Here is a 12,336-nt window from a genome sequence, read left to right as displayed (position 1 = left end):
ACAAACGGAGAGAAATTATGTTTGAACCAATGGAATTAACCAACGACGCGGTGATTAAAGTCATCGGCGTCGGTGGCGGCGGTGGTAATGCCGTCGAACACATGGTGCGTGAGCGCATCGAAGGCGTCGAGTTTTTTGCAGTCAACACGGATGCGCAGGCATTACGTAAAACAGCGGTTGGCCAGACAATTCAGATCGGTAGCGGCATCACAAAAGGTTTGGGTGCAGGCGCTAATCCAGAAGTCGGCCGTAACTCGGCTGAAGAAGATCGCGAAGCGTTGCGTTCAGCACTGGAAGGTGCGGATATGGTGTTTATCGCCGCCGGTATGGGCGGTGGTACAGGTACAGGTGCTGCACCCGTTGTGGCCGAAGTTGCCAAAGATCTGGGCATTCTGACCGTCGCTGTAGTGACCAAGCCTTTCAACTTTGAAGGCAAAAAGCGTATGGCGTTTGCGGAGCAGGGTATCGCCGAGCTGTCTAAGCACGTCGACTCGCTGATCACCATTCCGAACGACAAGCTGTTGAAAGTACTCGGGCGCGGGATCTCCCTGCTGGATGCGTTTGGTGCGGCAAATGACGTACTGAAAGGCGCGGTGCAGGGTATCGCCGAGCTGATCACGCGTCCAGGTCTGATGAACGTCGACTTTGCGGACGTGCGTACCGTGATGTCCGAAATGGGTTATGCCATGATGGGCTCCGGCGTTGCACGCGGTGAAGACCGTGCAGAAGAAGCGGCTGAAATGGCAATCTCCAGCCCACTGTTGGAAGATATCGATCTGTCTGGTGCACGTGGCGTGCTGGTCAACATCACGGCGGGCTTTGACCTGCGCCTGGATGAGTTCGAGACGGTAGGTAACACCATCCGTGCATTCGCGTCCGACAATGCGACCGTAGTAATCGGTACGTCGCTTGACCCAGAAATGAATGATGAACTGCGTGTAACGGTTGTTGCGACGGGTATTGGTATGGACAAACGTCCTGAGATTACTCTGGTGACAAATAAGCAGGCCAGCCAGCCTGTGATGGATCATCGTTACCAGCAACACGGCATGACGCCGCTGGCGCAGGAAAAACCGGCTGCTAAAGTGGTTAACGACCAGAATCCGCAGACAAATAAAGAGCCAGACTATCTGGATATCCCAGCGTTTCTGCGTAAGCAGGCAGACTAATTTGCTGCCAGATAACGTTGGAATCTCCGCTCTTTGTGCTAAACTGTGCCACCGAGCCTGGTCTATACTAGGTCGGTAGGTTCAGTAACATGCGAGATAAAATGATGATCAAACAACGTACATTAAAACGTATTGTTCAGGCGACTGGTGTCGGGTTACATACCGGCAAGAAGGTCACCTTGACCATGCGTCCTGCACCGGCAAATACCGGGGTCATCTATCGCCGCACAGACTTGAATCCCCCGGTTGATTTCCCGGCTGATGCAAAATCCGTGCGTGATACCATGCTCTGTACTTGCCTGGTTAATGAGCATGACGTGCGTATTTCTACGGTGGAGCATCTTAACGCTGCGCTTGCAGGGTTGGGCATTGACAATATTGTCATCGATGTTGATGCACCAGAAATTCCAATTATGGATGGCAGCGCCAGCCCGTTCGTTTACCTGTTGCTAGATGCGGGTATCGAAGAGCTGAACTGCGCCAAGAAATTCGTACGTATCAAACAGCCCGTTCGCGTTGAAGACGGCGACAAGTGGGCCGAAATGAAACCGTTTAACGGTTTTAGCTTGGATTTCACTATCGACTTCAACCACCCAGCGATCGATGCGGGCAACCAGCGCTATCGTTTGGATTTCTCTGCCGATGCGTTTGTTCGCCAGATCAGTCGTGCGCGTACCTTCGGCTTCATGCGCGATATCGAATACTTGCAGTCTCGTGGGTTGTGCCTGGGCGGCAGTATGGATTGTGCCATCGTTGTTGACGATTATCGCGTACTGAACGAAGACGGCCTGCGTTTTGAAGATGAGTTTGTCCGTCATAAAATGCTGGATGCCATTGGTGACTTGTTTATGTGTGGTCATAACATCATCGGTGCGTTTTCTGCGTTTAAATCCGGTCATGCTCTGAACAACAAACTGTTGCAGGCTGTGCTGGCGAATCAGGAAGCGTGGGAATACGTGACCTTTGAAGATGAAGCTGAAATGCCGCTGGCGTTTAAAGCGCCATCTATTGTGTTGGCGTAACGCCTGACGTTGTCACTTCTTATTACGACTGGTTTTACTGGTACCCTCTCCGGCCAGTGAAGCCAGTCGTTCTAATATCTTTCTGAGTTTTTCCGGGCTGTTGCCTGCTAACGTCCTCAATGTCTCCGCGCTTTGCTCACTCAACTGACGCAACGGTTTATCCCCGGTAATTTCTTGCGCTGCAATGTCACTATTTTTCACGATTTCATGCCCTTTTGCGGCAAGCGTTGGATTAATCCTGATGTCGATTGAAGCCAATGATGGTAGTATTTGTGCGCGTAATGCAGAGAGCAACGCAGGTTGTTCGTAACGTAACCGCATCAGCCAACTGGCGTTGGCGGTTTCCAGTATTAGTAAACCTTGCCGGTAATTAGCGACGCGGCACCATGGGTGCAACGGTGCAGGCAGTAATCCGCGCACGGCACGGTTGAGTTTTAATAAGGCGATAGCGCGCTGTTGCACATCTTGTAGCGGGCCTTTACCCGACATGGATGCGCTATCAAACAGAAATTCCAGTGATTGTGGGCGGCTATCACGCATAGACCTGGCTCCGGTGGATGTTACTCGTGATTGGTATTCTAAATCGTTGGCGACAATTTGGCAGACGTTATTTCTGGCCGCATCTCTTATTAGGGATGGTCGCGGCGAGTCTTGGTCTGCCGACAAGCCTGAACGACTCACAGGACATCGCCTCACTTCCTAATTCAAGCTCCAGCGTTAGTCGGCAGAATAACGTATCGCTGAGCCTTACCGATCTGGTGGCGCTAAAAGAAGCGCATCGACGCTCGTCCTACAGCGTTGATTATTGGCATCAGCATGCGATACGCACTGTCATTCGTCACCTTTCTTTTGCATTGACGACGCCACAGACGGCCAATGCCCAACAGGCTGACGAGCTAGAGCCTCATTCTCTGGTTTTGTTGGATACGCTAAATGCGCTGTTGACGCAGGATTCCCAGTATCCCTTCGTGATCTCTCCCCATGCTGGACGAGTCACTTTTTATCCTCAGGCATATCATCAAATCGGTATCTGGCTTGCCCAAATCCGTGGCATCCGCGCAGGACCATACCTCATCAGCTGAACGTGTAATGATAATTAGCTGAAGAAATTTCTCTCGTTTTTTGCTGAGTTTCTCAGGTTTTCGATATTGTATTGCCACTGGATACGTGGCACTTGTGAGATTAAAACTATTATGGTCATGAATATCTTAACCAAAATTTTTGGTAGCCGTAACGATCGTACGCTGCGTCGTATGCGTAAAAATGTTGATGTTATTAGTCGGTTAGAGCCAGGAATGGAAAAACTTTCCGATGAGGAACTACAGGCGAAAACGCTGGAGTTCCGTGCTCGTCTGGAGAAAGGCGAAACGCTGGAGAGCCTGCTGCCGGAAGCTTTCGCTGTAGTGCGTGAATCCAGTAAACGTGTATTTGGCATGCGTCACTTCGACGTACAGCTTCTTGGCGGTATGGTTCTGAATGAGCGGTGTATTGCGGAGATGCGTACCGGTGAAGGTAAAACGCTGACGGCAACCTTACCTGCGTACCTGAATGCATTGACTGGCCGTGGCGTACACGTAGTTACCGTGAACGATTATTTGGCACAGCGTGATGCCGAAAATAACCGCCCGCTGTTTGAGTTCCTTGGCCTGAGCGTCGGTATTAACCTGCCGGGGATGCCTGCGCCAGCGAAGCGTGAAGCCTACGCCGCCGATATTACCTACGGAACCAATAACGAATACGGCTTTGACTATCTGCGTGACAACATGGCATTTAGCCCAGAAGAGCGTGTACAACGTAAACTTTACTACGCACTGGTGGATGAGGTTGACTCCATCCTGATCGATGAAGCACGTACGCCGCTTATCATTTCCGGTCCGGCTGAAGATAGCTCTGAGCTTTATATTAGCGTCAATAAAATTATCCCTCACCTGATCCGTCAGGAGAAAGAAGATTCCGATACTTTCCAAGGCGAAGGTCATTTCTCTGTTGATGAAAAAGCACGTCAGGTTAACCTCACCGAGCGTGGTCTGGTTCTGGTAGAAGAACTGCTGGTGAAAGAAGGCATTATGGAAGAGGGAGAATCGCTGTACTCTCCGACGAACATTATGCTGATGCACCATGTGACCGCCGCGCTGCGTGCGCACGTGCTGTTTACCCGCGATGTGGACTACATTGTGAAAGACGGTGAAGTGATCATCGTCGACGAGCACACTGGCCGTACCATGCAGGGGCGTCGCTGGTCAGATGGCCTGCATCAGGCTGTGGAAGCGAAAGAGAAAGTGGCTATTCAGAATGAAAACCAGACTCTGGCTTCCATTACCTTCCAGAACTACTTCCGCTTGTATGAAAAATTGGCGGGTATGACCGGTACGGCAGATACCGAAGCGTTTGAATTCAGCTCTATCTATAAGCTGGATACGATTGTAGTACCGACTAACCGTCCGATGATTCGTAAAGACTTGCCCGATCTGGTCTACATGACCGAGCAGGAAAAAATCGATGCCATCATTGAAGATATCAAAGATCGTTCCGTAAAAGGTCAACCGATTCTGGTCGGTACGATCTCGATTGAGAAATCAGAAGTGGTTTCTCATGCGCTGGAAAAAGCGGGCATTAAACACAACGTGCTGAATGCGAAATTCCATGCCATGGAAGCGGACATCGTTGCTCAGGCGGGTCAGGCTGGTGCGGTTACTATTGCTACCAACATGGCCGGTCGTGGTACGGACATCGTATTGGGCGGTAGCTGGCAGGCAGAAGTTGCTCATCTGGAAAACCCAAGTGACGAGCAAATTGCAGAAATTAAAGCGGCCTGGAAAGTGCGCCACGATGCCGTATTAGCTGCGGGCGGTTTGCATATTATCGGTACTGAGCGCCATGAATCTCGCCGTATTGATAATCAGCTACGCGGCCGTTCCGGTCGTCAGGGGGATGCGGGTTCATCACGCTTCTATCTGTCGATGGAAGATGCGCTGATGCGTATCTTTGCCTCCGATCGTGTTTCCAACATGATGCGCAAGCTGGGGATGAAACCGGGCGAAGCGATTGAGCACCCGTGGGTCACTAAGGCGATTGCGAACGCACAGCGTAAAGTGGAAAGCCGTAACTTCGATATTCGTAAACAATTGCTGGAATACGATGATGTGGCGAACGACCAACGTCGCGCGATCTACACACAGCGCAACGAACTGCTGGATGTGTCTGATATCAGCGAAACCATCACCAGCATTCGTGAAGATGTATTCAAAGCGACGATCGACAGCTATATTCCACCGGAATCTCTGGAAGAAATGTGGGATACGGAAGGCCTGGAACAGCGCCTGAAGAACGATTTCGATCTGGATATGCCAGTCAAGGCGTGGCTGGATAAAGAGCCTGAATTGCATGAAGAAACGCTGCGTGAGCGTATTTTCCAGCAGGCGCTTGAAGTTTATCATCGCAAAGAAGAAGTGGTTGGCAATGAAGTCATGCGCAACTTCGAGAAAGGCGTGATGTTGCAGACGCTGGATTCCTTGTGGAAAGAGCATTTGGCGGCAATGGATTACCTGCGTCAGGGTATCCACTTACGTGGCTATGCGCAGAAAGATCCTAAGCAAGAATATAAGCGTGAGTCGTTCTCTATGTTTGCCGCGATGTTGGAATCACTGAAATATGAAGTGATCAGTACGCTGAGCAAAGTCCAGGTGAGAATGCCGGAAGAGATCGAAGCGCTGGAGCAGCAACGTCGCGAAGAAGCTGAACGTTTGGCTAGGCAGCAGCAACTGAGCCATCAGGAAGAAGATAGCCTGAATACAGGTTCACCGGCGCAGGCAGACCGTAAGATTGGGCGTAACGATCCTTGCCCATGTGGTTCAGGTAAGAAATATAAGCAGTGCCACGGTCGCTTACAGAAATAATTGACTGCTGAATCCAGTGATTAATTGGTGATAAGTGTAAAGGCGGTCATTGACCGCCTTTTACTTGGTAAGAATCTGATAGGAATTGTCATGACGCAAAAACAGTTATCCGTCGCAGTGGGCATCATCCGCAATGCGGATCAGCAATACTTCATTGCTCGTCGTCCCGATGGCGTTCATATGGCAGGGATGTGGGAGTTTCCCGGCGGTAAAATTGAAGAGGGAGAAACGCCAGAGCAGGGGCTGATTCGTGAACTGCGTGAAGAAACGGGCATCGAAGCGAGCGCACCGCAGCCGCTAAACAGCAAAACGTTTTCTACGCCGGAGAGAATCATCACACTTCATTTCTTTCTGGTTGAAACGTGGCAGGGTGAGCCCTATGGGCGGGAAGGTCAGGAATCTCGCTGGGTGAGCGTGGAGGCGCTGCGCGAGGAAGAGTTTCCGCCAGCGAATGCGGAGATGATCCGCTGGCTGAAATCGCTTTAATCTACGATTTTCTGTTTGAACTCATTATCGCGAAACGTTGCTGTTAGCGCGTTTCGCTCCAGTCTTCACTGTCTGAAACCATATCATCGCTTGGAATGCGTTTTTCTTCATCAGCCCATTCGCCTAAATCGATGAGCTGACAGCGTTTGCTGCAAAAGGGGCGATAGATGCTGGCTTCATTCCAGATAACCGCTCGTTTGCAGGTTGGGCACTTCACCGTCGTAATCTCTGTTGTCATAACGTTCTTTTCACTCTATTTGGTACTTAACACGTTTTCGTTTATCTGTGCTGAGTCTAGCAACAGGCCAGTTCAAACGTTAAACGAGGCGGAATATGGCCGTTTTCGCTATCTAATGGCAGGAAACGGATGGCGTAGCGTGTCTTATGACCGGATATTTGTGGATAGAGTTGATGTGCCTGTTCAAGACGCAAGCGTAGCAGGTCTGCATCTGAGGCATTGTCCTGAAAGAAGCCATTCAAACTGGTTTGCGGGCGGAACGTGCCGGAGTGACGGATCAATTCCAGGATCATGTCCAGCGCTTGTTTAAGTGGTGATAAAGAGCTAAGCCAGCCATAAACCAGTTTCTCACGTAGCGCCTGAGGTTGATGCAACCAGCTATGTAGCGTTGGTAAGTCGAAACTGCAACACCCGCCGGGAATACCTAGTCGCTGACGAACCATGCTAATCAGACGATCTTCTCGTAAGAACTGCCCCATCCGCGGTGCTGCCATCAGCGTACTGGCCAGATCTTTCAACTGACGCCGCAACGTGTGGATGCGTTCCATGTCTACACCTGGTACATCACTCCATTGCAGCAATTTTTGCTGTTGGCGCTCCAGTTCTTTCAGCAACTCGGTACGCACATCTCCGCGTTCCAGCACATCAAGCAGCTCGGCGACGGCGCGAAAAAATGTCAGAGCGCTCCCCATGTCAGTCAGAGAATGGTTTTGATGCAGCTGCTGCAATAATGATTCGATACGCAACCAGGTACGCGTTTTCTCGTTGAGCGGATATTCAAATAAAATCGTTGAGGAAGCGTCACTCATTCTTAGTCATCCTGTCGGCTGCGGAAGCGGCTAGCTCCAGGTAATGGCGGTGTAATTCCGCAACCTGTGGAGCCAACTCGCTTGGGCAACGACTGTTATCAATAATATCATCGGCATAAGCCAGGCGCTGTTCTCGGGTTGCCTGTGCTGCCAGTATGTTTTCCGCTTGCTGCCGACTGATGCCATCACGGGCCAGTGTGCGTTCAAGCTGTGTGTCTCTATCTACATCAACGACCAGAATACGCTGTGCTCGCTGCTGTAACCCATTTTCTACCAGTAAAGGGACGACCCACAGAATGTACGGTGTAGATATGGCGTGAAACTGGGCCTGTGTTTCCTGATGGATCAACGGATGGAGCAAATTATTCAGCCACTGTTTCTCGTCTGGTGAGGAAAAAATTCGGTGACGTAGTGCGGTACGGTTTAATGAACCATCGGCATTGAGCACGGCATCGCCAAACCGGTGCTTAATGGCATCCAGTGCGGGTTTCCCAGGTTCGACTACCTGTCGTGCGAGGATATCCGCATCAACGATAGTGACCCCTAATTTGGCAAATTCATCGGCTACGGTGCTTTTTCCGCTGCCAATACCGCCCGTTAAGGCTACGATGTATGTCATTGCACCTGTGTTGAAAAGTTAACATTTTTACTATCTTCAAGGGCGAGGAATTCATTCCCGTCCCCTGAACCCAATCAAGCATAAACCGCAGTTTGCTCCACACTATCACCCTGCTAGGCGATAGGTAAATTTTTCTGATTTTATCCCAAATAAAGTGAAAATCGCAGTCTTGCCGCAGGATTATTCCTGCGTATGATAACGTCACTGGTAAAGGGCATTATTTTTTTAGAAATGATTATGCCCAGTAACGATACTGAGCATTCCGCCGTCACTCACCAGGAACTCGAACCTCATGCGTATTGAAGAAGATTTAAAGTTAGGCTTTAAAGACGTTCTCATCCGGCCAAAGCGTTCGACGCTGAAAAGCCGCTCTGACGTTGAACTAGAACGTCAATTCACCTTCCTCCACGCTGGTGGCAACTGGTCTGGTGTTCCGATTATCGCCGCTAATATGGATACCGTGGGTACGTTTAGTATGGCGGAAGTCTTGGCCTCTTTTGATGTTCTGACAGCCGTCCATAAACACTATTCTGTCGAGCAATGGTCCCAGTTTGTGCAGCGAGCACCAGAATCGGTATTACGCCACGTCATGGTCTCGACCGGAACATCTGACGCTGACTTCATCAAGTTAAAACAGATTTTGGCGCTGTCGCCAGAGCTGAAATTTATCTGTATCGATGTAGCAAATGGCTATTCTGAGCACTTTGTGACGTTCCTGCAAAAAGCGCGTGAGGCCTGTCCAGACAAGGTTATCTGTGCTGGAAATGTGGTAACGGGTGAAATGGTGGAAGAACTTATTCTCTCTGGGGCGGACATCGTGAAAGTCGGTATTGGCCCCGGTTCTGTCTGCACAACGCGTGTTAAAACGGGCGTTGGCTACCCTCAGCTTTCCGCCGTGATTGAATGTGCCGATGCGGCACATGGCCTCGGCGGGCAAATTGTGAGCGATGGTGGCTGCGCTATGCCCGGCGATGTCGCGAAAGCCTTTGGCGGCGGTGCCGATTTTGTCATGCTGGGCGGCATGTTGGCAGGGCATGATGAATGTGAAGGTACTATCGTTGAAGAAAACGGTGAGAAGATGATGTTGTTCTACGGTATGAGTTCCGCATCTGCGATGGAGCGTCACGTCGGTGGTGTGGCTGAGTACCGTGCCGCAGAAGGAAAAACCGTGAAGCTGCCATTACGCGGTCCGGTAGATAATACCGTCCGCGATATTCTTGGCGGATTGCGTTCGGCCTGTACCTATGTTGGCGCATCCCGCTTGAAGGAACTGACGAAACGTACAACGTTTATCCGCGTGGCCGAGCAGGAAAATCGTATTTTTAACGGATAGTGATACGTTTTCACATTCCGTCTTTCCGCTCTTAATAGTGGTTATGTGGTTTGATTTGTAGACGTTGTCGTGCATGTATTGGCTGGTTCAGGCACCGGCCAATACATTCCCCAACTGGAAGATAGGCAAATACATGCCAATCACTAGCGCCCCGACCATTCCCCCGACGACCATCATCAATAACGGCTCCAGCGTTTGTGTCAGCATGTCGGCCTGTTGTTGTACCCGCCTTTCATGCCATTCTGCTAACTGTATAAAGATTGCATCCAGTGCCCCGGTTTCTTCACCAACCCGAATCAACTGCGGACACGGTGCGGGGAACAACGTGGTGTGATGCTGTGTGGCATGGTATAGCGACGTGCCCTGATGCAGCTGCTCTTGTATCTGTTGAATCGCGGCCTGATAAAGCGGATGACGGATCGTGGCGGCCGCATCCAGCCCCTCAGGAAGCGTTAAACCGGCATGCTGAGTCATGGCCAGAATATTGAATATCTGGTTCAGTGATTTACCACGTAGCAAACTGGATACCACAGGGAGCCTCAGCAGCCATTCTTGTTCTCTGGTTTTCCATAATGGTCTTTGCTGTCTCAGTCGGGCATATCCCAATATTAGGCAGCTAATAAGCAATAGCCCAAGGAACCCGTAGCCAGCGAGGAGATCGGCTAGATGAAGTAACTGCCGGGTAAACCACGGCAATGGCGTATTGAACGAGGAGTAGAGTGTTGCGAATTCGGGGAGAACCAGCAGTAACATCATCATGCTGACCAGCATTGCAATGAGCAAAACAAAACAGGGATAGCGTAGCGCCTTGATGACTTTTTGTTGCAGTCTGGACTGCTTCTCTTGTTGTTGAGCTAGCTGTAGGCAGCATATATCTAGTTTTCCCGTCAATTCACCGACGGCAATGAGGGATCGATACAGGACGGGAAAAATATGAGGGTAGCCGTGCAATGCCTCAGACAGCGAATTTCCCTGAGCAACATGAGTGCGAACGTCGCGTAATATGCAGCGCCAACCGGGGCGCTCATGCTGCTCTGACACCAATTTTAATGCTTCCAGCAGAGGCAATCCAGCTTGTAGTAGAGCCGCAAGCTGTTTGATTAACTCACCTAGCTGTTCGCGTTTCCAGTAGCGGGGTGACAGATAATGGCCAGCCTTTACGATGAGCGGCTGGTAGCCTTGGGCAATCAAGTTGGCATAGGCGTGCTGGCGGTGCGTGCTAATCAGTGTGCCGTCAGCAAATTCGCCCTCGGATGTGATTGCCTGCCAATGATATAAGCGCGCTAACTTCATTGTATCTCCTGATTCATCGACCACTCATCGCCGACAACACGATAGACTTCAACAAGTGAGGTTAGGCCGTCGTTGGCCCGTTCGAGCCCCGCGGTCAGCAGTGTCGGAAAACCAGAGCCTTGCGATAGGGCAGATAATTCCCCAATGCTGGCGTTGCCTGCTAATGCAGCCTGAAAATCTGGCGTGATGGGGAGTAATTCATAGAGCGCGACACGACCATAGTAACCAGAGAAGCAGTGGCTGCAACCGCTGGCCTGCCAATGGTTCAGTGGTCCTTGCCATATATTTTTTGGCAGTGAGAGTAGCGGTTCTCCTTGGGTTTTACAGTGTGGGCATAGTCGACGCACAAGCCGCTGTGCGATGATGAGCTTAAGCGCCGAAGCTAACAGATATCCAGGAATGCCCAAGTGATTGAGACGAGTTAGCGTTTCGACCGCAGAGTTGGTATGCAACGTGGACATGACCAGATGGCCCGTTTGTGCGGCTTTTACCGCAATTTCAGCGGTTTCAGCATCGCGGATTTCACCAATCATAATGACGTCTGGATCTTGTCGCAGCAGCGCACGTAAAATTCTCCCAAAGCCTAGTTCCGCTTTGGGATTGATTGCCGTTTGATTGATTCCCTGTAAGGGAATTTCGACCGGATCTTCCACGCTACAGATATTGCGACTGCACTCGTTAAGCCAGCGTATTGCGCTGTAAAGCGTCACGGTTTTACCACTCCCTGTAGGACCGGTGACTAGCAGCATTCCCTGTGAGGCGTTCAGCACACTGATAACCTGCTGTAATGCTTTTTCGCCAAGACCGAGTTTGTCCAGCGCCAACTCCTGTTGGTGCGTTTGTAAAATACGTAATACGACTTTTTCTCCCTGCTGCACGGGGAGGGTGGCGATACGTAACGAGTAGGACTGTTGATCCAACGTTAGGCTGAATTGACCATCCTGCGGCAACCGTCGTTCGGCGATATTCAACTTACCCATGATTTTTAGCCGTGCGGTAATTCGGCTTATCAGCTCTGGAGGTGGCGCGGATATGACCTGTAATACACCATCAATGCGTAGCCGCACACGGTAGCTGTCTGGTTGCGGCTCAAAGTGGATATCAGAAGCGCGCCGCTGAACGGCGAGGCGTAGCGTTTGATGGATAAATTGCGCAACAGGGGAATCGTCATCATGATCCTGCTGCCCTACGTTGGCGTGATGAATACTGGCATGATAGGTTTCTACTGGCTCGGCAACGGCGTTCACGGGGTTAAGCTGTTGTTCCATTTTGGCCTGCGGCCACTGTTCCACCATAATGCGGCGATTGCTGGCAAAACGCAGTGCGGAAATCATTTCCGCCGAAGGGGAGGTCGTGACGGCTACCGACAGCGTTTGTTCATCAATGCTGAGCAATAATGCCTGATAACGCCGGCACAACGTCTGTAACTCGCTGAGCGTATGCTCGGAGGAGAAGGACGAGTCTGTCATGA

12 protein-coding genes are annotated in these 12,336 nt (G+C 50.8%); 6 read left to right on the top strand and 6 right to left on the bottom strand.

Annotation, left to right across the window (positions count from 1 at the left end; genetic code table 11):
- Positions 1-17: 17 nt before the first annotated feature.
- Positions 18-1,169, top strand: coding sequence for a cell division protein FtsZ (gene ftsZ, locus A6301_RS19335; protein ID WP_005975217.1), 1,152 nt, complete (start codon positions 18-20; stop codon positions 1,167-1,169).
- A gap of 104 nt (positions 1,170-1,273) precedes the next feature.
- The gene (gene lpxC, locus A6301_RS19330) at positions 1,274-2,191 is read left to right on the top strand and encodes a UDP-3-O-acyl-N-acetylglucosamine deacetylase (RefSeq protein ID WP_039278868.1); all 918 of its coding nucleotides are present in this window, start codon (positions 1,274-1,276) and stop codon (positions 2,189-2,191) included.
- Between the two features lie 12 nt (positions 2,192-2,203).
- Here the strand turns inward: lpxC and A6301_RS19325 are convergent, their stop codons facing one another.
- Positions 2,204-2,731, bottom strand: coding sequence for a DUF721 domain-containing protein (locus A6301_RS19325; RefSeq protein WP_107167987.1), 528 nt, complete (start codon positions 2,729-2,731; stop codon positions 2,204-2,206).
- A gap of 26 nt (positions 2,732-2,757) precedes the next feature.
- Here A6301_RS19325 and secM point away from each other — a divergent pair, with 26 nt between their 5' ends.
- From secM to mutT, 3 genes are all read left to right on the top strand, one after another.
- Positions 2,758-3,273, top strand: coding sequence for a secA translation cis-regulator SecM (secM, locus tag A6301_RS19320; RefSeq protein WP_205540266.1), 516 nt, complete (start codon positions 2,758-2,760; stop codon positions 3,271-3,273).
- A gap of 111 nt (positions 3,274-3,384) precedes the next feature.
- A complete protein-coding gene (gene secA, locus A6301_RS19315; protein WP_107167989.1) occupies positions 3,385-6,087 on the top strand; it encodes a preprotein translocase subunit SecA in 2,703 nt (900 codons plus the stop codon).
- A 90-nt stretch (positions 6,088-6,177) separates the two neighbouring features.
- On the top strand, positions 6,178-6,573 hold the full coding sequence (gene mutT, locus A6301_RS19310) for an 8-oxo-dGTP diphosphatase MutT (RefSeq protein WP_107167990.1): 396 nt from the start codon (positions 6,178-6,180) through the stop codon (positions 6,571-6,573).
- A 43-nt stretch (positions 6,574-6,616) separates the two neighbouring features.
- On the opposite strand, the gene yacG is transcribed toward mutT, so the two are convergent.
- The 3 genes from yacG to coaE are packed head-to-tail and all read right to left on the bottom strand — an operon-like array spanning position 6,617 to position 8,239.
- Complete coding sequence (gene yacG, locus A6301_RS19305; protein WP_107167991.1) at positions 6,617-6,811, bottom strand: DNA gyrase inhibitor YacG; 195 nt, start codon at positions 6,809-6,811, stop codon at positions 6,617-6,619.
- Between the two features lie 56 nt (positions 6,812-6,867).
- Complete coding sequence (gene zapD / locus A6301_RS19300) at positions 6,868-7,620, bottom strand: cell division protein ZapD (RefSeq protein WP_107167992.1); 753 nt, start codon at positions 7,618-7,620, stop codon at positions 6,868-6,870.
- A complete protein-coding gene (coaE, locus tag A6301_RS19295) occupies positions 7,613-8,239 on the bottom strand; it encodes a dephospho-CoA kinase (protein ID WP_107167993.1) in 627 nt (208 codons plus the stop codon). Before coaE ends, zapD begins: the two co-directional genes overlap by 8 nt.
- Before the next feature lie 292 nt (positions 8,240-8,531).
- Here coaE and A6301_RS19290 point away from each other — a divergent pair, with 292 nt between their 5' ends.
- On the top strand, positions 8,532-9,572 hold the full coding sequence (locus A6301_RS19290; protein WP_107167994.1) for a GMP reductase: 1,041 nt from the start codon (positions 8,532-8,534) through the stop codon (positions 9,570-9,572).
- Between the two features lie 87 nt (positions 9,573-9,659).
- Here A6301_RS19290 and hofC read toward each other — a convergent pair whose 3' ends face one another.
- Positions 9,660-10,865, bottom strand: a complete 1,206-nt coding sequence (gene hofC / locus A6301_RS19285) for a protein transport protein HofC (protein WP_234258520.1) — start codon at positions 10,863-10,865, stop codon at positions 9,660-9,662.
- Positions 10,862-12,334 carry a type II secretion system protein GspE gene (gene gspE / locus A6301_RS19280; protein WP_234258519.1) on the bottom strand — a complete coding sequence of 491 codons (1,473 nt, stop codon included), beginning with the start codon at positions 12,332-12,334 and terminating at the stop codon, positions 10,862-10,864. Before gspE ends, hofC begins: the two co-directional genes overlap by 4 nt.
- Between the last annotated feature and the right edge of the window lie 2 nt (positions 12,335-12,336).

Origin of the sequence: Pectobacterium sp. IFB5596 (genome assembly GCF_021432585.1) — a bacterium.
GTDB classification, from domain to species: Bacteria; Pseudomonadota; Gammaproteobacteria; order Enterobacterales; family Enterobacteriaceae; genus Pectobacterium; species Pectobacterium punjabense.
Note: the sequence above shows the minus strand (reverse complement) of the source record. Positions and strands in the feature narration are given on the sequence as shown.